Raw genomic sequence first — 23,174 nt, forward strand, 5'->3', positions numbered from 1 at the left:
TCGGGTGCTCTGGCCCCTGCCTCAGCGATCGTGATTCGGTGCAAAAAACACGTTTTTCTGAATCTTCCGTATCGACGTATTGCGGCGAATGATGTCGGACAAGCGCGTTTGGCGCACCATAGCGAGATCCTTCCCCTTCAGGGTCCGCGTATACCAGTAGCGATCTCCGGAACGAGTGCGGTGGAACTGATCCATCAGTATGGCTCTCAGCGTTTCGCCCAACATCGTGCCGGGCATGTCGTCCTCGCAGAGAAGACCCACGAACATATCGATGTCGTCGACGTTGCCGTAAAGGCGCTCCAAGCTCGTTGCCATAGCCCGATCCGAGGTGATCTCGGAGAAACTGGATCTGCGGGGTAAGCCAAGATCCGCACGCGCGGTATTGAAATCGGGCAATCCCATGTCACGGCCGCGCTGGATATTGAACGCAACCAGATCCAACCCGCCGGCCTCCGGCGCACCGAACAGAAAATTGCGAACATCATCAACGATTTTTTCATCCAGCTCCTGCATGCGCTGCACCGCCACACCGCGGATGAGAGGATCGATGCCACGGCCGGCCAGCATGGGAGGCGTGGCCTCGAAGAATGCTTCCCGCAATGAAAGCGCGCCCTCCCTGATCGGCGAGCCGTCTTCGTTGAGACGCAAGATTGACGGGCTGAGCATGGTATGCCCGAGCCGAAAGGCGGCTGTCGAAAAAAGCGAGCTGAGCCCCGGATTGACCCCGGCATCGTAGCTCGATCTCATATGAAGACCGCCTCGCCCCAAAAGCGCCGGCAGATATTCCTCGTACGTAACATGCTGAATTTCGGCGATGACGATTTCCCTGGCGCGCTGATACAGTTCTTCGTCATCGAGATCCGGATTTGCCTCGCGAATTCGGTCGACCTGGTAATTGTGTTCGCGCATGAACAGCGTATGCATGGCCGCAAGCGTGGGCTGCTCGTTGGCCCGGATGTCGCCCGCGACGAATAGAGCCGACGAAAAATTCGGTTGCTCGGGCGAACCCGCATTGGGTTGGGTCCCGTCGTTGTACGGGAGCAGATTGCCGGACGAACCTTTCAGATACGGCCCGGTCCGAAGCCAGCGGGCACGAGCCTCGTCGGACCCGTAAATCATGGAGCCGTCGATGTAAGCGGTAATTTCATTGATCTGCTCGCGCGGGTTGCCGGTGCTCGTCCCGGTGGCCGGATCGAAGATGGCGCGCGAGAAAGGCATCGTCTTTGTGCCTGTTCCCCGGGGATCGAAAAACGGATCTCCCGCTGGAATCTTGATCGGAAAGCTTTCGGCCGTTCCTTGGGTGAGTCCCATATCGTGGTCCAAAAATTGCCCCCAGGTCCACATGAAATCGCTCTGGCGGCCTTTCGCGGGAATCAGATCGTCATTTTGGGCGAAAACGGCATTGCTGATTTCGCGGGGACTCGGACGCGAGGCCCCAGCCGGCAAGGAAATGCCGTCCGTATAGTGAGCTCCGCTCGCGCTGCGCAGCAGGTAAGCACCGGCCATACCCCATGTCGGATGGGCGATGTTATTTCCGTAACCGTCGATGCTTCGGTAGTCCTTTGCATGAACGGCTCCCAACACGGAATAAACGGTTAGCGCCACCGCAGTCCAAAGCGCGGCGCCACCTCTTTCAGGAGTCTGCCGTAAATCGGCGGGGTGTTCGTCGGATTGCATAGCGTTTACGTCCCTGTGCGCTACTGTAAAAAGACGTTTTACCGGGCGTTAAGGATTTCTCCTAATGTCCAAATCCGTTTAATACGGCCATCGAGTCAAACCGGTCGCACGACGCCCGCGAGCGCACCTGCTCGACCGTTAATCAATGAACCGAGCCCTGACTAAAGATGCATCTCCGGAAAAACAAAAAGTATCGCGACTTGAACAAATAATTACTCAAATGCGACACGAAAAATAATCAGGATGATTACCGATCAAGAATTCTGGGACAACCGCCCAAGCTTAGCGGCGAATCCAGGGAAGTTTGCGACGATGGTTCACGGCTGAATTTTCTTTACCGTCTCCTGTGGCCGGTTACAACGATACAGGCTCGAGTTCCTTTCGCGTCGGCCCCGATATCACCTTTCCTTCGGCATCGAAGCGCGAGCCGTGGCAAGGACAATCCCATGACTTATCCGCTTTGTTCCAGTGAACGATACAGCCGAGATGCGTGCAAACGGCGGATACGGCGTGAATTCGGCCTTCCTCGTTTCGATACACGGCGGTTTTTTTGCCGTGGAGATCGATGATCTCTCCTTCCCCGGGCGCAACCGTCTCCACCGTTTTTCTATGACCGGACGCCAATTTGTCCCTTAACCACATTTCCCCGACATGGACGTTCTCCTTCAGCAACTTTCCGCCCGATGCCTTGAGATTCACGCGCGTAGCCCGGTAGAGCTCCGCCCAGCGGTTGTGGTTGCCGATAATCTCGTCGGAAATGATCGTAGCGGCCACCGTGCCGCTGGTTAAACCCCAGGCATTGAATCCGGTTGCCGTATAAAGGTGCTTCGAGCCGGGCGTGAGATGACCGATATAAGGCACTCGGTCGGCAGCGTCGTAATCCTGATTGATCCACTCGTATTCGATAGAGGTGACCTGAAAGCGGTTTTGGACGAACCACCTGAGCTCTCTCGACTTCTGCGCCGTGTCGGCGTGCCCCGTCCGATAGCCCTGTCCCGAAACGATCAGCAACGGCCCTTTATCCGTCGGATGGACGCGAACCGAATATTTGGGCTCTCCCACCGACAGAAACATGCCGTCGGGGACTTGCTCCGGGGCAACTCGAATCCCGACGACGACATGTTGTCTCGGAAACACTTTGGCGAAGAATCCGCCTTTATCCAGAATGGGAATATTGGTGGCGATGACCACGTCTCGCGCCTCGACTTTCCCCTTATCGGTCAGCACCCGGCACGGGGTACCCTCTTCGACGTCCAGCACTCGAGTATTCTCGAAAACCGCACAGCCGTCGCCGCTCACCGCCTGTGCGACCGACAGCAGGTATTTCCGAGGGTGGAAACGCGCCTGGTGATCGAAGCGTACCGCGCCGGCAATCGGAAAACGCAAGGTCGTTTCGGTGACGAAATCGACCGGCAATCCAAGCTTCGCGGCAGCTTCCATCTCGGCTTCCAATGCCGGCACCTGCTCCTCCGACTCGGTAACGGTAAATGCCGACTGACGCTCGAAATCGCAGTCGCTGCCGAGTTGCGTCCGTATGGTGTCGACTATCTCGATCGCGGCTTGATTCGACTCGGCATAGGCGCGAGCGCCGTCTTCGCCGAAAGTTTTGATCAGATAGGAATAGATAAGACCGTGGAGCGAGGTCAATTTGGCGGTGGTTCGCCCCGTGACCTGCCCGACGATCTTCCGCGAGTCGATCACCGCCACGCTGCGCCCAGCCCGTTTCAGCAGAAGCGCCGTGGTGAGGCCCACGATACCGGCACCGACAACGGCTACATCGACGGAAAGATCGCCCGGAAGTTCCGGATAGCCCGTTTCCGGCGTCGAATCGATCCAGTACGAGACATGTTTGGTGGGAATATCGGCCATCCTAGCCTCCGTTTAGTCCTTAGGGATCCCTGAATCGCTTACTAAACGTAAGCGTTAAGTCGCGAAACGAAGCGGCATGGGCACCGCTTCAGGGAAGATTAATCGTCGCCTCCAGAATTCGTCAACCGATCTCCTCGACAAGCGACACGCCGAAATTCTGTGCAAAGAAAAACCCCGCGGCAAACCTGCGGGGTTTTTGACGGCGTCACCGTTCAAGCGTTCCTACGTCCCGGCGGATTTGATCACCAGATTCACCACGGCAATGACGGCCACCACGAACAGCACCGTAAAAATGATGCCGCCGATGATATAAGCCTTGGCTGAGCCAAAGGCGAAATCGCGCTCCCGGTTAGCCGAGCTTTGAACGCCGAAAGCCGCCGCGACGACACTGGCAATCACCTGAAATACCGTAGGTCTTTTTGAATTAGAATCACCGGAACTCATAGTTGTCATCAAATCTGCCGAACAAAGCCTATTTTTAAGATGCGATCGTTTTCTTTTTGTTCAAATAAAATTTGACGCCAAAGGCAACTGCGGTAACCAAGAGAGCAATCGATATCGAGATCGCGTTACTGCTGATGACATCTTCATCCACGTTTAAGGCGTAAGTCCGCACGTAGGTCGCGATGAAGTACAAGGTTTGCACCGTGGCTATGGAAAAGAAGAACGAAACCAAGAATTTATCGAGCGCCCTGTATTCCGTGAACTCCATATGATCGAAGAACAGCTTGGTAATCGCGTAGCCCGGCAGAAACATGATAAAGATCGTGATCAGAATCCGTTTCGCGTAATAGAAAGGGGACGTGGTCGTAAACAACGACATCAGCACGATAAAGATCGCGCTAATTCCCAACATGCCCAGCCACATCGTTCGGTCATCTTTATTGAACTGAAAAAACTTATTCATATCCGGTTTCCTCTAATTATTGTTTTTTAAAGAAATAAAATCCTTCGATACCGCCTTTCAGGATCATTCGGTCGGGCGTTTTTTCGTAGACCATGTAATCGATCGTTTTTCCCGGCCGCCCCGGATCATCCGCCACGATCTTGCCGTCCACGACCTTGTACTTCCACTCGTGCCGATCTTCCGCTTTGAAATGCCGGTTGTAACCCGAAGTGACGATGGTACCGTCAGATTTGAATTCCCAGGTCCTATTTTCCTCGATCTTGGGTTTATTAAGTGCCGGAGCCACCGACTCGAGGCGCCACGTACCCACAATTTCGCTGTTGTCTTTTAGCGGGACTTCTCCCAAAGCGGTCGTCCCCATGGCTCCAACAAGCCAAATCAGGCCGGCTGCGCCGAAAGCTCGAAAATTCATAGAAATCTCCCCGGAACGTTTATTGTAGCGGTTGCTCTTCCCCGCAAAAAAAGAGGCATCCGTGGGGCGGAACAGCTTGCTATTCTTGAAAGCGAGCCGAATTTTGACATCATTCATTTCCTTATGGCAAGGAATACACCGGCTTGCCGCGCATGAACCGGTTTATTGCCGGACCGTCTGTCTCTAAAATAGAACTCTTTGCCGTCAAAACGCCGGTTCGAATTCTCCCTTACCCCGGAATATCCCACGATGACCGATTTGAACGCCCGCACCGCACTATTGAGACAACTTCTTTCCGAAAGGATTCTCTTCCTGGATGGCGCGATGGGCACCATGATCCAAAGCTACCGGCTCGAGGAAAAGGATTATCGCGGAGAGCGTTTCGCGAACTGGCCGAAAGATCTCAAGGGCAACAACGACCTGCTCTGCCTCACTCAGCCGCAGATCATCCGGGCGATTCACGACGCTTATCTGGAAGCGGGTGCGGACATCATTGAAACCAACACCTTCAACGCCAATCGGGTCAGCCTCGCCGATTACGGCATGGAGGAACTGGCTTATGAACTCAACGTGGAAGCGACCCGGCTGGTGCGGCAAGCGGTCGACGCCATGTCCGAGAAGACTCCCGACCGGCCGCGGTTCGTCGCCGGCGTATTGGGCCCGACCAACCGCACCGCCTCGATTTCGCCCAACGTCAACGACCCCGGCTTTCGCAACGTCAGTTTCGACGATCTCGTCAGCGCTTATTACGAAGCCACCCAAGGCCTGGTCGACGGCGGCGCGGACATCATTCTCATCGAAACGATCTTCGACACTCTGAACGCCAAGGCCGCCGTCTTCGCCGTGGAACAGTACTGCGACGACCGCGGACTCCGCTTGCCGGTCATGATCTCGGGCACGATCACCGACGCCTCTGGCCGCACCCTGTCCGGGCAAACCGTGGAGGCTTTCTGGAATTCGCTGCGCCACGCGCAACCCATTTCCATCGGCTTCAACTGCGCGCTGGGCGCCAAGCAGCTCCGGCAGTACATAGAAGAGCTTTCGCACATCGCCGACACCCATGTCTCGGCCCACCCCAACGCCGGACTTCCCAACGAATTCGGCGAATACGACGAATCGGCGGAAGCCATGGCCAAGGAAATCGCGGAATGGGCGGAGCAGGGATTTCTGAACATCGTAGGCGGCTGCTGCGGCACTCGCCCGCCCCATATCAAAGCCATTCGCGACGCCGTGGAGCATTTCCCGCCGCGACATCTGCCGGCTATCGAACCGAAGTGCCGCCTGGCCGGGCTCGAGCCCCTGAACATCGGCCCCGAATCCTTGTTCGTCAACGTGGGCGAGCGCACCAACGTCACCGGCTCGGCGGCCTTTCGCCGCCTGATCCGCGAGGAGAAGTACGAGCAGGCCATCGACGTCGCCCGCCAGCAGGTAGAGAACGGCGCGCAGATCATCGACGTCAACATGGACGAAGGCATGCTCGACTCACAGGCCGCCATGGTCCGTTTCCTGAACCTGATCGCCTCTGAACCCGACATCGCGCGCGTGCCGGTGATGCTGGACTCGTCCAAATGGGACATCCTGGAAGCCGGACTGAAATGTCTTCAGGGCAAGGGCATCGTCAACTCGATTTCGCTCAAGGAAGGCGAAGACGCGTTCATCCGCCACGCCAAGCTGGTCCGCCGCTACGGCGCCGCGGTCATCGTCATGGCCTTCGACGAGCAGGGCCAGGCGGACACCCGCGAGCGCAAGGTGGAAATCTGCGCCCGCGCTTACAAGATTCTCACCGAACGGGTCGGGCTCCCGGCCGAAGACATCATCTTCGACCCGAATATCTTCGCCGTCGCCACCGGCATCGAGGAGCACAACCGCTACGGCCTCGATTACATCGAAGCCGTGCACCAGATCAAGGAAACCCTGCCCCATGCCCTGGTCTCGGGCGGCGTTTCCAACGTGTCTTTCTCTTTTCGCGGCAACAATCCGGTACGCGAAGCCATCCACGCCGTCTTTCTTTACCATGCGATCCGTGCCGGCATGGACATGGGTATCGTCAACGCCGGACAGCTCGCGATTTACGAAGACATTCCGGCGGAACTTCGGGATGCCATCGAGGATGTGATCCTCGCGCGCCATCCGGACGCCACCGAACAGCTTCTGTCCATCGCCGAGAAATACCGGGACGAAGGCGGAACCGTCGAAAAGAAGGAAGACCTCGCGTGGCGCCACTGGCCGGTCGAGAAGCGCCTGGAGCACGCGCTGGTCAAAGGTATCGACGAATTCATCGAGCAAGACACCGAGGAGGCCCGCCAGCAATACGCGCGCCCCTTGCACGTCATCGAAGGCCCGCTCATGCAGGGCATGAACGTGGTCGGCGACCTGTTCGGCGCCGGCAAGATGTTCCTGCCGCAGGTGGTCAAATCCGCCCGGGTCATGAAGAAATCGGTGGCCTATCTGATGCCCTTCATGGAAGTGGAAAAAGCCGGCGGTACGATTCAATCGAACGGCAGAATCCTGCTGGCCACGGTCAAAGGCGACGTGCACGACATCGGCAAGAACATCGTCGGCGTCGTGCTGCAATGCAACGGCTTCGAAGTGATCGATCTGGGCGTCATGGTGCCCTGCGAGAAGATCCTCGAAGCGGCGCGCGAGCACGACGTCCATATCATCGGACTCTCCGGTCTGATCACGCCTTCCCTGGACGAAATGGTCCATGTCGCCAAGGAAATGGAAAGACTGAGCTTCACTCTGCCGCTCCTGATCGGAGGCGCAACCACCTCGCGCGCCCATACCGCCGTCAAGATCGAGCCGAACTACAGCGGCCCGGCGGTTTACGTGACCGATGCCTCGCGAAGTGTCGGAATCGCCGGGAGTCTTTTAAGCGAAGATTTGCGGGACGATTTCATCTCGCAAACGCGGCGCGAATACGAAGAGGTGCGCCAACGCCACGCGGGACGCAAGGCACAAAACCCGCTGCACGAGATCGCCGCGGCACGCGCCAACGCCTTTCATGGCGATTGGCAGCATTACGTGCCGCCGCATCCGACTTTCTTGGGTCTACGGGTATTCGATCATTACCCGTTGCGGGAAATTGTCGATTACATCGACTGGTCGCCTTTTTTCCATACCTGGGAGCTGGCGGGCAGCTACCCGAAAATTCTCGACGACGAAGTGGTCGGAGAGCATGCGCGCACCTTGTTCAAGGACGCTAAGGCCATGCTCGAAACCTTGGTCACGGAAGAGTGGCTGACCGCCCGCGCGGTGGTCGGATTCTTCCCGGCTAACGCATCTGCCGACGATATCCTGCTGTATGCCGACGATACCCGGAAGGAAACGCTGACCGTCCTTCGCCATCTGCGCCAGCAGGCGGTGAAACCGCCCGGCCAGCCCAATTACTGCCTGTCCGATTTCGTGGCGCCGAAAGAGAGCGGCGTGCCCGACTATATCGGGGGCTTCGCCGTTACCGCCGGCCACGGCATCGAAAAACATCTCGACCGCTTCGCCGCCAACCACGACGACTACAGCAGCATCATGCTCAAGGCCCTGGCCGATCGTCTGGCGGAAGCCCTCGCCGAACTGATGCACCGGCGGGTTCGCCGCGAGTTCTGGGGCTACGCGCCGGACGAGCAGCTCAGCAACCAGCAACTGATCGCCGAGGCGTATCGGGGCATCCGCCCTGCCCCCGGCTATCCCGCCTGTCCGGACCACACCGAAAAGGCCGCGCTGTTCGAACTGCTGGCAGCCGAACAGAACAGCGGCATCCGCTTGACGGAGTCTTTCGCGATGTACCCCGCTTCCTCCGTCAGCGGATGGTATCTGGCACATCCGGCGGCGAAATATTTCAACGTCGGCAAGATCGGCCGCGACCAGGTCGAGGATTACGCGAAACGGAAAGGCGTGACGCTTAGGGAAGCCGAACGGTGGCTGGCGCCGATCCTGGCTTACGAACCGGATTAGCCTTCGATAATCGCTAAACACGATTCATGGTCAAGGTGGGCAAACGGGGTCTGGCCGGTCCGGCCGCGGTCTTACTGATTGCGCAGTGTGCACCGGCTTCATTGCGAGCGGATATGACGGAACTGCCTCCGGTGACCGTGATTCCCACGGAAGGTCTGCCCCAAACCACCGACAATCTCTCACGAGCGCTTACGAACAATGCCACTTTTCGGTCACGGAATGACGTCGAAAGTTCGCAGTACAGCAATATCAACGATTTCCTGCGCGGAACGCCGGGCGTTTTCGTGCTCCGGGGCAGCGAGGGTCGCGCCGTGGGACTGAGGGTACGCGGCGTGACTTACACCCAAGGCATGGTGACATTCGATGGCGTACCATTGCTGACGGCACTTCCGGCACTGAGCTGGCTCGATACCATTCCCGCCGAAGCCTTGGGCGGAGCCACCGTAGTTCTCGGTTCCAACCACGCCTACTACACCAGCCAAGCTTTGGGCGGCAGCATTCAGCTGAGTTCCAAACGGACCACGGAAGATTATGGTTTGGTTCACGCGGAAGGGGGAAGCTTCGGAACCTTCCGCACGACACTGAGCGGCGGCTTGCTGGCCGAGCATGCCGACATTTCCGTCACCGGAAGTCGGGTGAACCAATTCGACGGTGCGTACGACGCCATACCCGACCGGGGCAATCCGGAGCGGGACCGCTTCGGCAGCACCTTAGGGATAGCGCGATACGGTGCGCGGTTCACGCCGGATTTGGCCGTGGACGGCAGCGCCCTCTACAAAGACTCATGGCAAGACGCGGATCTACCGGGGATGACTCCGGCCGGTCTTCCAACGTTCGTCGACAGTGCGACCACGGATTTTCACGAAAAACTGTGGCTGACCCAAAATACCGCCTCAGCGCATCTGACCGATGACTGGACCAGTCGGTTGCAGCTGGCCTACACCGAGAACGACGTCGCCGCTCGAGCCGGCCGTCTACCGTTCAGTTTCAGCAGCCATTTGATGTTCGCCGATTGGCGCAACAGTCACGCACTTTTAAACGATCAGACGCGCCAGCGATCCTGGCGACTGGTGTGGGGTGGGCAGGTGCGTCACGAGCATGGGGAAAGTGAACATCCCTTGCAATCGTCGCAATTCCACGACGAGCGAAAGACCGTGATCGGATTTGCCGAGCTGCAGGCCGATTTGGGGAAATGGTACCAAGAAGCGGGCGTCCGGGTGGAAAGCCACGACGACTACGGCAAACACACGCTACTGCATTTCGGGTCTCGCTGGGACGTTTCGTCATCCTTGAGCCTCCGGGCCAACGCGGGCACCGCATTCCGCGCCCCCAGCTACGGCGAACTGTATATGCCGCTCTTGGGCAGTCCCATTCTCAAACCGGAGAAAGGCTTGACGGCAGATGCCGGATTCGATTGGGTGCCGATCCGCAATCTATACATCTCCGTAACCGGCTACTACGGTCGCTATAACGACCTGATCACTTCAGAAATCAGCTTGGGACGCTTTGTTCGCCTCGGCAACACGCCGCGGGCCCGCATCGCCGGAGCAGAGGCTTCGTTGGAAGTTCTCTGGTCCGAACAGCTCCGCAGCGGTCTGGACTTCACTTATCAGTACAGCCGCAATCTGGACAACGACCGGCCTTTGCCGGTGCATCCGGAAAAATCCGGCCGCATCTGGACGCAGTGGAACCTGGATGCCTTGCCGCTGAGCCTCCGCGCGAATGCAACATACCAAGGCTCGCAATGGAACGATAGCGCGGCGACTTTGGCCACGGACGACACCGTCCGTGTCGATCTCATAGCCACCTATCGCGTGTTGCCGCAACTCGATCTTTATGTGCGCGGTGACAATATTACCAACAACCGAACCGGCGGCATCTACGCCCGCTACACTCCCGGAACCACGGTATTCGGCGGAATTCACGCGAAGTTTTGATTTGGAATTACTCGCAAATGCCGGTTAACAGCGGATGTCGCAGCAGCGACTGACGCAGGCAATCCGCCTCGTCCATGGATTCGGCCAAGCCTCGAAGTATCGCTGCGCTGCGATGGCGGTAGGTTTCTGCTTCAGGGAGGCGTCCCCTTCGGCTATCCAGCTCCGCAGCGGTTGCGTACACCCGCCATGCCGCGAGTGCGGCCTCGATCGTACCGAGATGGGACAACGCCTGTTCGACTTCCGCGCCTGCCGTATCCAATGCCTTTCGGCCCATGGCCACTTCGGCCAACAGCCGATGTCCCAGCGCCAGATAAGCCGGATCGGGAGGCAAGGCCGAGAGCTCGCAAACCTTGTTGGCCTGCTCTTCGGCTTTTTCCCACTGGCCTTGCGTCAGCCAGTATTCACCCAGGCCCAAATGAAAGAGCGGCCGCAGGTACCAATCCATCAGTCCCTGACAGGCATCCAGCAGCTGATCGGCTTTGGCGAAACTCTCGAAGGCTTCGGCGTGTTGCCTCAAACCCAAATGGGCCGCGCCCGACCGGATCAGTCCGAAAAAGGCATTCGAGGAATCCCGCTGGTCGTGCATTTTTTCCATCGCGGCCTGGCACAGACTCCGTGCACCTTCGTAATCCAAGGCCTGCTCGTGTAACCAGCTCATGAGCAGAGTGAAATGGATGATTGCAAAGACATTGCCGTTCCTTTCGGCCATCTCTAACGCTTTGGCGATATGGCGCCGGGCTTCCCCCCACTCTCCGATGTGCAGCATCGACCTTATGCAAAGGGCCTCGCAAACCATGTATTGCAATGCGTCGCCCCGGTTCTGAGCGATCTCCATTGCCTCGCGTGCGAGAGCGATCGCCGACCGATAGTCGGCCCTGGCGTATTCGAAACTGGAATGCAAGGTGAGGCTGGCGTTAAGCAATTCGCGATTCCGCGTTGCGCGGGCCATATCCATGGCCTTTCGACAATCCCGGATGTAGTGCTCGCTCCATCCCTGCAAAGTGTTATGCCATCCAGCCCAGGAGCCTCGAACCAGGATTTCGATCATCTCGTCCTTTAAATCCAGAGCGCGTTCTACCGCCTCGGTCACTAACGCGAGGCAGCGGGGCCGATCCATCCAATAACAAACCCTGCCTTGTTCAATCAAGGCTTTGAGCTCCCAAAGCGGAAGACCCGCGCTGACCGCAAGCTTGCGAATAGCCGAAAAGTCTTCCATGGCGCCATCGGTGTCGTCCATAGAACGCTTTACGACACCGCGTCTGAACAGCAATTCCATGATTAAGGCCTCGCGTTCCGCCTCCGGAAGCGACTCGGACAGGCGTAGCGCGTGGCTGATGTAGTCTATCGCTTCTCGGTTGGCATAGCGGCTCACGGCGTTCTCCGACGCCAGACGCAGATACATGATTGCCTTAGACAGCTGTTTGCCTTGCTCGAAATGATTGGCCAATTCCGCCGCGATCGTTTTGGATTTCTCGCCGTATCCATTTTCCAAGCATTCTCCGGTGGACCGGTGCAACTGCATCCGGCGCCCGGGCGCAAGGCGGCGATAAAGGATTTCGCGATAGAGGGAATGCCGAAAACCATAGCGTCCGGCCATTATCCCGTCCGCCCACTCGTCGGCACCGCATGACTTCAACATCTGGCCGCGCCGGCGGAGTTCATCGCAACACAGTTCGATCGTCGCCAAATCTTCGCCGGATACGGCTGCCAGCAGTGCCGCAGACCATTCGACGCCGAATACGCTCGCCATTTCGAGCAAGCGCCGCTCGGAAGCGCTCAGGCGATCGATTTGCGCGTCTATCATTTCCAAGAGATTATCGGGTATCGCCAGCTTCGAGCCCGTATCGTAGGAACTCGATGTAAGGCGCCCCAAATCGACCAGATGTTCGACCAGATTTACCATGAAAAAGGGATGGCCCTCGGTCCATCGGTAAATGGACGACGATAAAGTCTCATGCCCCCCCTCTTCGGGATAGCGCGATACCAAATATTCCTTGATTTCGTCCTCGCCCAGACCGCACAAGGCCAGCTCGGCGCATAAACCGCGCGCCTGCAATTCGTGCCTGATCCGCTTGATCGGGTGTTGCGTCAAACTTACGTCGACCGGTCGGTATGTCGCGATGACGAATAACTGAGCCGGTGAACTTCGACGCCCTAATAGAGAGATAAGATCGACCGTCGCATAATCGCCCCAATGCAAATCGTCGATCACCAGGACCAAGGGAAATTCGGAGCTGATGCTCTCGAAAAACTCCGCCGCCTCTCTGAGCATTCGGGCATTCGTTGCGCCCAGGACCTGCTGGCTGAGCTTGTCCTTATCCGCGGGCGTCAAGACCGAGTTCATTTGCATCAGCCAGGTCGGTGCATGTCGGTGCAGCCGGTCGACCAATTGCTGCGCGCCAGCTCCGCGGCATTCGTTCTCCAAAGCCTCGATCAAAGGCATAAACGCCTCTCCCGCACCGCACTGTTCGACGCATCGGGCGCGTAGCAGCCCCAGATTCGTGCCGTTGGCGCGAGCCAGAAACATATCGATTAGGGTGGTCTTGCCTATCCCGGCCTCGCCGGTGAAGAAGACTATCTGACGCTCACCACGCCTTACCCGTTCGAAGCGTGCTTCCAGCCATTCCAACTCGCTCCGCCGCCCTACCCAATACATCGAATTCACATCATGGGCGGCGCGATTGGCCGCTATTGGCGACAGTGCCGGCGCACGAACTTCCCGGCTGTCTGCCTGCATTACCTCGGCAATGAAGCGATAGCCGTGTTTCGCCACCGTTTCGATGTAAGTGGGTGACTTCGGATCATCCGCCAGAGCTTTGCGCAATTCGTTGACGCATCCTTTAAGAACCGACTCGCTGACATAGCGGCGATGCCAGACCGCATCGAGCAAAGCGTCCTTGGTTAACAGCCGGCCGGGATTCATAAGCAAGTAGTGCAAAAGCGCAAAGGCTTTCGGCGGCAAGCTCACCACCTCCGACCCTCGCCACAAGACGGCGTTTCCGGCGTCTAGCCGAAAAGGGCCGAATAGCAAACTCTTACCGATCTCCATACCTACAGGCTCCGGCATTCGTGGTTAGCATTGCAGTTGGCGGAATAAACCATATTTGACCAAAAACTGACCGTTTTCTGACGACTTTCGAACCTTTACAAATCAAAATCCAACCCTCAGCAAATTCGCACGCCGGGTGGTGCGGATCAAAGACGTTATCATCGTAGCGTCTCTCCCTTCAGGATTTCGATGGAGCTTGCCGCGCAGAGCGCTTCCTCGATAAGGCAAACCGGGCGAATTGCCAGTCTGCAAGTAAATTCATTTCGCCGTCTGTGACAAATTACCTCGTTAACAATCAACAGATTCGGCCGGCGGTCATTTCGGTAATTCAGAACGCGGAGAATGCCCAACCGTCTGGCGATTTTCCGTGCGAACAACGCACGCGGCACGCGCCCGCTGCTCGCTAAACGGAGGGCTAAGCATAGCGGTTCCGGCGACCGTTTGGCGACCGGGATCGATTACCCCGCATCGTTTCCAAGCTGGAAACGATGGGACAGGCGCGCTGTCGACGAATACCTGCCATAAACGCCCACACTTCGGACGTCGTGATGAAACCACGCCCGACATTATCCGATGCGACATGAAACGGGCGTTTTCTCTTTTGTCCTCGCCAGAAAAACGACATCGCCGCTGCTTGAGTACCTCTATCCGTAAGGCCCCCCACTTGTGGAGCGGTCGAACAATCTTCGTTCGGCATGTTTCCCCTCTAATCTGATAAGCTTAGCCGCTCGCGAGCGATGTCCCCGTGACATCCGTCACTGCCCCTATCACCGAGGCCAGATTGCCGCGCTCCGGAACCGGACGACGATGCGCAAACTTCCGGTCGTATCCAGCGAGGACGAGCAAGATTGATTCGACTAATACTTTACGGCACACACGGTTGTCATTTGTGCGAAGACGCGGAATTTCTGCTGTCTAAAGCGATTCAAGCGAAAGGCGCCGAGATTCCCGTCGAGATAGTAGATATCGCCGAGAAACTCGAGTTGGAACACCGCTATGGCGTTCGGATTCCGGTCGTGCGCGATTCCGCATCGGGTGCCGAACTCGGCTGGCCCTTCGACGAAGAACGGTTAGGCGAGTTTCTCCATAGCCTGTCCTAGTCCGGCTTATCAAACATCATGCGGCCTAACTAATCCGTTAACACTTAACCGATTTTCAATGTCATGAACCAAAACGCTTTCCGCATCGAAAAAGACAGCATGGGCCAATTGCAGGTGCCGGCCGATGCCCTTTATGCCGCCCAAACTCAGCGCGCGGTGGAAAATTTCCCGATCAGCGGACTCAAGATGCCGCCGGCCTTTATCGCGGCCGTAGCCTTGATCAAGCAGTGCGCCGCCCGCGTAAATAGAGACTTGGGCGTTTTGGACTGCGGCTTTGCCGAGGCCATCGAGCGGGCAACGCAGGACATAATCGACGGACGTTACGGCAACCAGTTTCCGGTCGACGTATTCCAAACCGGTTCCGGCACCAGCACCAACATGAACGTCAACGAAGTCATCGCCACGCTTGCCTCCCGTGCCTGCGGACAAAGCGTGAGCGCCAACGACCACGTCAACATGGGGCAAAGCAGCAATGACGTCATTCCGACGGCGATCCACGTCAGCGCCGCGCTCGCCGTCAACGCACAGCTCATCCCCGCACTGGAGCATTTGCAGACCACGATCGTCTACAAGGCGCAATCGATCGAGCACGTGGTCAAGACCGGACGCACCCATCTCATGGACGCCATGCCCGTCACCCTGAGCCAGGAACTCTCCGGCTGGGCGTTGCAAATCCAAAACGGCGTTGAGCGTCTGCGCGCCTCATTACCGCGTATCTACAAACTCGCCCAGGGCGGCACGGCCGTAGGTACGGGCATCAACGCCCATCCGGAGTTCGCGGCGAAAATGGCGGAGGCGCTTTCCGACGCCACGGGCCTGCCGTTCGCGCCCAATGCCTCGTTTTTCGAAAGCCTGAGTTGCCAGGACGCGGCCGTGGAATTGTCGGGCCAACTGAAGACCGTGGCGGTCAGCCTCATGAAAATCGCCAATGATCTCCGCTGGATGAATTCCGGCCCCCTGGCGGGTCTAGGTGAAATCGAACTGCCGGCGCTACAGCCCGGCAGTTCCATCATGCCGGGCAAAGTCAATCCGGTGATTCCGGAGGCTGTTTGCATGGTCGCCGCACAAGTCATCGGCAACGATGCCACGATTACTGTCGCCGGCCAGTCCGGATCGTTCCAGCTCAACGTCATGCTGCCGGTCGTCGCATACAATCTGCTGCAAAGCATCGACCTGCTGGCGAACGTCTCGCGTCAATTGGCGGATAAGGCCATCGCCGATTTCGTCGTTCGTGAAGACAATTTAAAGAAAGCGTTGGCACTCAATCCCATTCTGGTTACCGCGCTGAATCCCGTCATCGGCTATCTCAAAGCGGCGGAAATCGCCAAAGCGGCCTACAAGCAGCAACGGCCGATCATCGACGTGGCCGCCGAAATGACCGGGATTCCGCGCGAGGAATTGTCCGAGCTTCTGGATCCCGCGAAGCTGACGGAAGGAGGCATTCAGGGCTGAAGGGATTCGTCGGCAAGGGATTGCCGACCTACGTCGAACCGCCGGGTCGTAGGTCGGGAATCCATTCCCGACAAGGAATCAATTTTTTGTAGGGTGGGTTAGGCCGCGAGGCCGTAACCCACCGAGCGACCGCGAATCGGTGGGTTACGCTGCGCTAACCCACCATCGATGGGTTTCGCTTCGCTCTACCCATCCTACGATGAATGTCCATTCGAATGCCGAACGGAATAAGCCGTTGACTGTGCGAATAAATTCGCACCTACCACGGCGCCCCCCCGTTTTTGGGATGAAACGCTCCGCTGATCTCGGGCCGCGTTCGAGTGTACGGAGAACCCGGCTCAAAGAACCATCCAGCGAGCCAGCGCGATCAGAGCCAGCATCCCACCGCTCCGCACCGCCCAGACGGTTCCGCTCCCGCGGCGCAGGACGTATTCGACGCCGTACAGCAGGATCGCCGATTGGACGGCGATCTTGGCGTAGTTGACTTGACTAAAAACCGGTAAGTTCGCCGCGACCAACAGCACGAACATCACCAGGAAGTCCGACGGCGTCAGGGTGAAGTAGCGCCCCGAAAACCGCACGCCCACGCCCACGATGACGGCCAGCAAGGCGATAGCGTAATTGAACCAGCGCTCCGCCTCCGAGTACTCGAAACCGGCGGTCTGGGCGAGATAAACCACCAGGATCACGCTCGAGTAAACGGCCACGCGCTCGATGAAGCCCGCACCGGGAAGACGAGCCCCTACCCAAACCAGCCAGGTCACCAGAATTCCCGCGGCAAACACCGCAATCTCGTCCAGATCCTCCTCCTTCGTTGTGACGGCGGTTGCGACCAGGAACAACGGCACGGCGAGACGGACGGCCTGATAGGCCGTTTTGTCCAGCCAGGCTTTCTCCAGAATCAAATTCAATTTTCGGGTGAGAAACGACGCCTGGCCACGGTCGACTCCATGCAAGCGCCAACGGAACGCCTGTGCGAGCGGGAAGAATGCTCCGACCACGGCGAACAGGGCCAGATAGATCGCCAGAACCAATAGGTCGGACTCGTAACGGAGAAAATACGCGAGAAGAATGCAGGACGCCTGGACCACGTACGTCGTCAGCACTGCCTCATAATGGTCGAAACCCAGAGACAGGAGCTTATGGTGAAAATGGTTCCGGTCCGGCTTGAACGGCGACACGCCGCGAAGTATCCGATGCCCCATGACCAGCAAAGTGTCGATGATCGGCAATCCCAAGATCAGCAGCGGCAAAGAACCGCTCAGCGCCGTATTGACCTTTTGCGTAAGCAACACGGCAAGAACGCCCGCCGAGAAGCCCAGAAACTGGCTGCCCGTATCGCCCATGAACACGATGGCCGGGTGGGTGTTGTAGCGCAGAAATCCCAAGATGGCGCCCAGGATGGCAACAGCAGTCGCTATTGTTTGATAGCCGTCGGCCAAATCGGCTAGAAACGCAATGCAAGCCAGACTCAGAATGCTGAGTCCCGCCGCCAGTCCGTCCAAACCGTCGGCCAGATTCATCGCATTCGTCACGCCGAGCAAAAAGAATACCGTCAGCGGGTAAGCGACGGCATCGGGCAGCGGTCCGCAGTCCCAAAAACACAAGCGGCGGATAACGATGTCGCCGAAAACGACCACCACCAGCACCGCCACGAACTGACCGAAAAACTTGATCTTGTAGTTCAGGTCGTAGCGATCGTCGAGTAAGCCGAACACGCTTAGAATGCCGACGCCGAGCAGGCAGATCCGGAATCCGGAATCGAGATCGAACTCCAGGAGCAGCGCCACGATGGTCGCAATGACCATGCCGATCCCGCCCACCCGTGGAATCGCCGAAACATGGACCTTCCGCGCATCGGGAACATCCACCAGGCCGAGCGGCGCAGAAAATCGGATCAGTGCGGCCACCAGCACCATGGCTAGAAACAGGGTGGTCAAGAACAGCACAAAAAGCTGCATAGAAAATCCTTATCCGTACCTGCCAATACCGCTAAATTAAGCTCCATACCGTCGTTCCGGCAGGGAATGCCGGAACCCAGAAGCCAGGGATAGCATCAGCCTGGATCACATCCCCGTGCTCTGGATACCGGCACTCCCTGCCGGTATGACAGCTTGACTTAACGGCTTTGGCGTACAACTTCGGCAAAATTAAGCGCATGCGTCTAATCCGCGATATAACGATTCAATTGCGGCTTCAAGACACGCAGGAACTCGTTGAGCCGCGCCTCGCCCGTCGCGAGCTCCTCTCCGCGGGGAAGATAGGTCGTGAGCCGCACTAGGGCGCCGTCGGTACGATTAAGCGTCAGCGCATCCCAGAACAGATACCACTTCACGGCATATTCGTTGGTCAGATTGCGCCCGCGCTGCTGAAACCAGTAGTAAACGAGCTGGCGATCCTCGCCTTTCTGAATGACCAGGCGGTTGATCCTAAGCGGATCGCCTTCCTCGCCGGGAAGATCGGCATTCACGGTCTCCAGCGATTTGATTTCCCAACCGCCGCCCGGAATGCAGGAGCGGGGCGAATGTATCGACTCGCCCTTGCGCTGGGAGGCGTAATAGGCGGAATAAAAATTGACCGGCATGACCCCGTCGCGGACATAGTTAGCCAGAATGTAGTCATCGAATTTGAGCGCATCGATGTATTGCTGCTCCATCGTCTCGCGCCGCCCCGTCCAATCGGCCAGTTGCATGGGGAAATCGACGAACTCGGCACGAGGAGGAACGAATTCTTCCCGATGCTGCAGGAGTTGAGCACCCCCCAATGCCACGACCGAAAGCCCCAGCACCGGCCAGTATTGGCGCGGCAAGGTGCGCTCCCGAAACAACGCATCCTTCGGCGACGGTTCCGGAAACGCCAAACCAAACACTTCCAGCAACGGCCGCGGCTCCCGCCCGATCCTGGCCAGCAGCCACATTTCCCCCACCAGTAGGCCGGTGCAGGCCATGAAGATTGCCCAGCCCTCGAAATCGTGCAGGAATCCTTCCGCCATCGATTTTCCCCAGTACTCGACCATTACCCCGATGATGCCGATGCGAAAGCTGTTCATCAGAATCGTGATCGGAATGCTGGAGAGAAAAATTACGGCCCGTTTCCACAATGCCACCTTGAAGAAATAGGCGCACATGAACGAGAGGCTCATCAGGGGAAAGAGATAACGCAGCCCGTTGCAGGCTTCCACCACCTGAAGCTTGTACGAGCCGAGGTCGATGACATTGCCTTCGAGATAAACGCTGATATCGCAGGCCCGAATGAAAGAGACGCCGAGTGCCGAGGAAAGGAGCTGGAGCTTGCCCGACAGGCCCTGATAAAGAAAATTGGGCAAAGGAATTGCAAAAAACAAAAAGAACAGCGGTATCCAAATCTGCTTGAATATCTTGAACCCGGTCACCGCGAGAACCAGGCCGAACGCGACGACCAGGAAGGCATACTGGACGATGATGTAGAGCGTCGCCAATTCGCCCAGAAAATAAAGTCCCAACCCCAAGCCGACGACACCTACACCGGCCCAGGAGCCTTCGAACGGCAACCGGGCCAGTTCGTTTTTTTTCTGCCAGATCAGGAAAGCGGTGATGAACGGAATCAGAAGACCGTGGCTGTATTCCTCGCTTGTCGTCCAATATCCGAAGACGAATTTGAGGCCGTCAAAAAATGTAAATACCGATATCCCTATCAAAAGGCTGAACCACCCCCAAAACTTAAGTCCGATATCCCACAATTCAGTTTTCGAATCTGTTGCAACCATTATGTCCGGCCTTTCTCTATTTCTATTCTTAGTGCCTGCCCCAAATAAGGCGATATCATCCGCTTAACTCCATTCGGCATTCGAGCGAACATTCATCGTAGGATGGGTAGAGCGAAGCGAAACCCATCCTACAAAATGAATTCCTGACTGAAAGCAATTTGGAATAAGTCCTACCCCGTCATTCCAATCGCAAACAGCCCATTCCGCTGGCGCCCAAGCTCCCGTTTGGGCGCCCTACCCGAGAAGCTCTAGCTTCCAGAAACCGCACGCGAATCGAGAAGCGGGAGCTTCCCAAACTGGGTTCCCAAACGGGAGTTTGGGAACCAGCACAACCAGCGCAAGGCGCAAACATCGCTTTAGTCGCGGGACCTTCCCTACGTGGCATGGCAGCTTACCTTAACGGCACTGGTCCAATAGGCCGTTCGCCCTGAGCAAAGTCGAAGGGCCTGTCCTGAGCAAAGTCGAAGGGTTTCTAGGGTCAACTGGAATAGCCTCCTATTACCCAAGATATCTAAACTCAAACATACTTAACGCGGTAATAAAAAAGCTTTATGAATTCTTTAAGTACAAAGGAAGCCGAGATTTTGTTTTCCCACCACAGACTTGGATTCCACCAACGCGGCCGGCTCGCGATCAAACGATAATCGATATTCGAGACACCCAATACCCGCTCGCAAACCCATCCGAGCCGCCGGAAATGTGGCGGGTCGGAAACGATAAGGACGCTGCTCCAGCCGTTTTTCTTAACCAAATCCCTTATAACGTGCGCTTCTTCCCATGTGCTTTTGGCGGAACTGTCCAGCAGAATTGTTTCACTCGACACTCCCAACGACCGGAGATAGCTATATCTCGGATCGTTCGACGGTTCCCCATTCCGATCGTGCGCTTTCTGTACTCCGGTTAAAAGAACATGCTCAGCCCACCCGTCGCGCATCAAAGATCCGCCCGTCGCCACTCGCGTTTCCCACCCGCCGCCCAGAATCACGACCAAGTCGGCCTGCCGAGGATTATTGGACTCGATAGCCAAAAAATCGCCCGCACGGCTGCCAAGCAGCAATGCAATGGCAAACACCGAAATCACTGCGCACCATGCGACACGCCACGCAACGAAAGATGCCGACACACGAGTGACAACCGACACCGACTCAAGATACCGCCCCGTCCTCAAATTCATCGCCCGAAAGAATTAGAAAGTCCTTGAATAGCTCGAATCCGAGCTCTCGGCTGCTTTCTCCGACCCGAAGGAATCCAGCAGGTCCTTCCAGGCCGCGACGGCCCGCGGACGACTGAATCGCCGCTCGAACTCGGTCCGTGCTCTCAGCCCCATTTGCCGGCAAGCATCCGGATCGGACTTCAAGGCCTCTATATACCGAACCAGTCCTTCCGGATCTCCAGCGGAAACGGCGTACCCGCAGTTCACCGCATTCAAGACTCTCGGGATTTCGCCGTCCGGGTCGCCCACGAACAGCGTCGGCCGACCGGCCGCCGCGATACCGTAGAACTTGCTGGGGACGATCAACCCTTCGAGACCCGGTTTGAGACAAACGAGATGCGCATCCGGAACGCTCAAGCTGAGTCCGAGCTTTTCTTTTGGTTGGTACGGCCGAAACAACACGTTCGTTAAGGCGTGCGCTTCGATCCATTGCTCCAGCGCAACACGCTGCGCGCCGCTGCCGATAAACAGGAACATCATCCTCTCATCCCGGTCCCGGAGGATCTCCGCCGCTCGAAGAATGGTAAAGAACTCGTGAGCCCGCCCGAGATTCCCGGAATAACCCACGACGAATTTGTTTTCGAGACCCCATTCCCGGCGCAATTCGTTGTCTTCCGGCGCCAAGGGCTTGATATGGTCGCCGTCCGCCCAATTCGGGATCACCCGAACACTCTCCGCATCGACCCTCTGTTCCGAGAGCTTTTGCGCCATCAACTCGCCCAATACCACGTTGCAGGCCGCTCTACGCAAAGACCAGTTCCGTAGGCTCCGGGCCAAAGGCATGGCCGGACCGATCGCTTTCATATCGAGTTCCGTCGCCACCTCGGGGAACAGATCCTGAATCCAGTTCACCAAAGCAGCGCCCCGAAGGACCGCGACCAGCCCACAGATCACCGATATCAGCGGCGGATCGGTCTTGGCGACAATCACATCGCCCTTGGCCGTCAACCGCAACAACACCAAAAATGCGGACAGATAAAAACTCGCATAATCCAAAGCCCGGCCGAGCAATCCGGCCCGACCGAACCGCGTGGTCCAAATCCGGAAGATGCGAACGCCGCGTATATCCTCCGCCTTGGTCAGTTCGGCAGTAGGCCGGTCGTAAAGCTGGCGGCTGGTGACGACGTTCACTGGATAACCCTCGCACGCCAGGTCGAACGCTAGATCGCTCAGCATTTGGCTGGTCGCCGAATGGTCCGGGTAAAAGTACCGGTTGACGAAAATGATCTTATGGTTAGCCATTCCGAATTCCTAATCACACGTTTTCCATTAGGTGAAGACACTCCATGTTCGGCAATGCGGTTCTTCGATGTTGAACACGAAAAACCGCTCGCGCGCATTGCCGTCGCAAAATTCGCCTGCGGCGGCGAAACGTCATCGCCCAATGAGGGTAAAACGTCATTCCTGCATCACTCGATCTTTGATTTTCCGAGCCGGGGTCCCCGCCACCACTGTCCACGGCTCAACGTCCTTCAACACCGTAGACCTGACTCCGACGATCGCGCCTTCGCCAATGACGACGCCCGGTCCCACGAAAGCGTCCGCCGTTACCCAAGCCCCTGCCCCGACCGATATGGGCGCTGTTATCAGAGGTAGGTCGGCGCGCGTGTAATCGTGGCTGGCACTGCACAAATAGCTGTATTGGCTGACCGTGGCGTGAGCGCCGAGGTGAATCTTGTCCACGCAATAGCAATCCACGTGATCCCCCAAGCAGCTGTGGTCTTCCATCTCCAGGTTCCACGGCGCCCAAATTTTCGAGGAGGGATACACATAAACCCCTTTGCCGATACGAGCTCCGAATAGCCTCAATAAAGCCCGCCGCCACGCGTGGAACGTTCGGGGACTTGGACGGAACAACAGCA

The 23,174-nt window shown here is 57.4% G+C and carries 15 protein-coding genes; 4 read left to right on the forward strand and 11 right to left on the reverse strand.

Annotation, left to right across the window (positions count from 1 at the left end):
- Window positions 1-21: 21 nt before the first annotated feature.
- From JOD69_RS20220 to JOD69_RS20240, 5 genes are all read right to left on the reverse strand, one after another.
- On the reverse strand, window positions 22-1,677 hold the full coding sequence (locus JOD69_RS20220; RefSeq protein ID WP_077731855.1) for a peroxidase family protein: 1,656 nt from the start codon (window positions 1,675-1,677) through the stop codon (window positions 22-24).
- A 354-nt stretch (window positions 1,678-2,031) separates the two neighbouring features.
- Window positions 2,032-3,546: an FAD-dependent oxidoreductase gene (locus tag JOD69_RS20225; protein ID WP_210024182.1), complete on the reverse strand. Its 1,515-nt coding sequence runs from the start codon at window positions 3,544-3,546 to the stop codon at window positions 2,032-2,034.
- 222 nt (window positions 3,547-3,768) lie between these two features.
- Window positions 3,769-3,945, reverse strand: a complete 177-nt coding sequence (locus tag JOD69_RS20230; protein WP_240502611.1) for a DUF2970 domain-containing protein — start codon at window positions 3,943-3,945, stop codon at window positions 3,769-3,771.
- A gap of 79 nt (window positions 3,946-4,024) precedes the next feature.
- On the reverse strand, window positions 4,025-4,453 hold the full coding sequence (locus JOD69_RS20235) for a hypothetical protein (RefSeq protein ID WP_077731858.1): 429 nt from the start codon (window positions 4,451-4,453) through the stop codon (window positions 4,025-4,027).
- A gap of 16 nt (window positions 4,454-4,469) precedes the next feature.
- Window positions 4,470-4,865 (reverse strand): hypothetical protein, encoded by a 396-nt coding sequence (locus JOD69_RS20240; RefSeq protein WP_077731893.1) that lies wholly within the window; start codon window positions 4,863-4,865, stop codon window positions 4,470-4,472.
- A 249-nt stretch (window positions 4,866-5,114) separates the two neighbouring features.
- Between JOD69_RS20240 and metH the strand changes: the two genes are divergently transcribed.
- Entirely contained in the window at window positions 5,115-8,816 is a 3,702-nt protein-coding gene (gene metH / locus JOD69_RS20245) for a methionine synthase (RefSeq protein WP_086133793.1), read from the forward strand.
- A gap of 113 nt (window positions 8,817-8,929) precedes the next feature.
- Window positions 8,930-10,753 carry a TonB-dependent receptor gene (locus tag JOD69_RS20250; protein ID WP_168183777.1) on the forward strand — a complete coding sequence of 608 codons (1,824 nt, stop codon included), beginning with the start codon at window positions 8,930-8,932 and terminating at the stop codon, window positions 10,751-10,753.
- Between the two features lie 7 nt (window positions 10,754-10,760).
- Here JOD69_RS20250 and JOD69_RS20255 read toward each other — a convergent pair whose 3' ends face one another.
- Window positions 10,761-13,802: an AAA family ATPase gene (locus JOD69_RS20255; RefSeq protein ID WP_210024183.1), complete on the reverse strand. Its 3,042-nt coding sequence runs from the start codon at window positions 13,800-13,802 to the stop codon at window positions 10,761-10,763.
- 848 nt (window positions 13,803-14,650) lie between these two features.
- On the opposite strand from JOD69_RS20255, the gene JOD69_RS20260 reads away from it, so the two are divergent.
- Both JOD69_RS20260 and JOD69_RS20265 read left to right on the forward strand, forming a co-directional pair.
- Window positions 14,651-14,902 carry a glutaredoxin family protein gene (locus tag JOD69_RS20260; RefSeq protein ID WP_077731863.1) on the forward strand — a complete coding sequence of 84 codons (252 nt, stop codon included), beginning with the start codon at window positions 14,651-14,653 and terminating at the stop codon, window positions 14,900-14,902.
- A 63-nt stretch (window positions 14,903-14,965) separates the two neighbouring features.
- Window positions 14,966-16,354: a class II fumarate hydratase gene (locus JOD69_RS20265; protein ID WP_077731864.1), complete on the forward strand. Its 1,389-nt coding sequence runs from the start codon at window positions 14,966-14,968 to the stop codon at window positions 16,352-16,354.
- Between the two features lie 338 nt (window positions 16,355-16,692).
- Here the strand turns inward: JOD69_RS20265 and JOD69_RS20270 are convergent, their stop codons facing one another.
- The 5 genes from JOD69_RS20270 to JOD69_RS24895 form a co-directional block, all read right to left on the reverse strand.
- Entirely contained in the window at window positions 16,693-18,315 is a 1,623-nt protein-coding gene (locus tag JOD69_RS20270) for an MraY family glycosyltransferase (RefSeq protein WP_086133790.1), read from the reverse strand.
- A gap of 203 nt (window positions 18,316-18,518) precedes the next feature.
- Window positions 18,519-20,099 carry a VPLPA-CTERM-specific exosortase XrtD gene (gene xrtD, locus JOD69_RS20275; RefSeq protein ID WP_086133789.1) on the reverse strand — a complete coding sequence of 527 codons (1,581 nt, stop codon included), beginning with the start codon at window positions 20,097-20,099 and terminating at the stop codon, window positions 18,519-18,521.
- A 517-nt stretch (window positions 20,100-20,616) separates the two neighbouring features.
- The gene (locus tag JOD69_RS25145; RefSeq protein ID WP_168175487.1) at window positions 20,617-21,171 is read right to left on the reverse strand and encodes a YdcF family protein; all 555 of its coding nucleotides are present in this window, start codon (window positions 21,169-21,171) and stop codon (window positions 20,617-20,619) included.
- Between the two features lie 114 nt (window positions 21,172-21,285).
- Entirely contained in the window at window positions 21,286-22,554 is a 1,269-nt protein-coding gene (locus JOD69_RS20285; protein ID WP_077731868.1) for a glycosyltransferase family 4 protein, read from the reverse strand.
- A gap of 156 nt (window positions 22,555-22,710) precedes the next feature.
- On the reverse strand, window positions 22,711-23,040 hold the full coding sequence (locus JOD69_RS24895) for a putative colanic acid biosynthesis acetyltransferase (RefSeq protein ID WP_240506877.1): 330 nt from the start codon (window positions 23,038-23,040) through the stop codon (window positions 22,711-22,713).
- Window positions 23,041-23,174: the final 134 nt, after the last annotated feature.

The organism is Methylocaldum sp. RMAD-M (genome assembly GCF_017832375.1).
Lineage (GTDB): Bacteria > Pseudomonadota > Gammaproteobacteria > Methylococcales > Methylococcaceae > Methylocaldum.

Excerpts from the sequence above, each read along its gene's own strand:
- JOD69_RS20250 (WP_168183777.1), top strand. The coding sequence starts at position 8,930 with ATGACGGAACTGCCTCCGGTGACCGTGATTCCCACGGAAGGTCTGCCC.
- JOD69_RS20225 (WP_210024182.1), bottom strand. The coding sequence starts at position 3,546 with ATGGCCGATATTCCCACCAAACATGTCTCGTACTGGATCGATTCGACG.
- JOD69_RS20240 (WP_077731893.1), bottom strand. The coding sequence starts at position 4,865 with ATGAATTTTCGAGCTTTCGGCGCAGCCGGCCTGATTTGGCTTGTTGGA.
- xrtD (WP_086133789.1), bottom strand. The coding sequence starts at position 20,099 with ATGGTTGCAACAGATTCGAAAACTGAATTGTGGGATATCGGACTTAAG.
- JOD69_RS20255 (WP_210024183.1), bottom strand. The coding sequence starts at position 13,802 with ATGGAGATCGGTAAGAGTTTGCTATTCGGCCCTTTTCGGCTAGACGCC.
- JOD69_RS20270 (WP_086133790.1), bottom strand. The coding sequence starts at position 18,315 with ATGCAGCTTTTTGTGCTGTTCTTGACCACCCTGTTTCTAGCCATGGTG.
- JOD69_RS20265 (WP_077731864.1), top strand. The coding sequence starts at position 14,966 with ATGAACCAAAACGCTTTCCGCATCGAAAAAGACAGCATGGGCCAATTG.
- JOD69_RS20235 (WP_077731858.1), bottom strand. The coding sequence starts at position 4,453 with ATGAATAAGTTTTTTCAGTTCAATAAAGATGACCGAACGATGTGGCTG.
- metH (WP_086133793.1), top strand. The coding sequence starts at position 5,115 with ATGACCGATTTGAACGCCCGCACCGCACTATTGAGACAACTTCTTTCC.
- JOD69_RS24895 (WP_240506877.1), bottom strand. The coding sequence starts at position 23,040 with ATGGAAGACCACAGCTGCTTGGGGGATCACGTGGATTGCTATTGCGTG.
- JOD69_RS20285 (WP_077731868.1), bottom strand. The coding sequence starts at position 22,554 with ATGGCTAACCATAAGATCATTTTCGTCAACCGGTACTTTTACCCGGAC.
- JOD69_RS20220 (WP_077731855.1), bottom strand. The coding sequence starts at position 1,677 with ATGCAATCCGACGAACACCCCGCCGATTTACGGCAGACTCCTGAAAGA.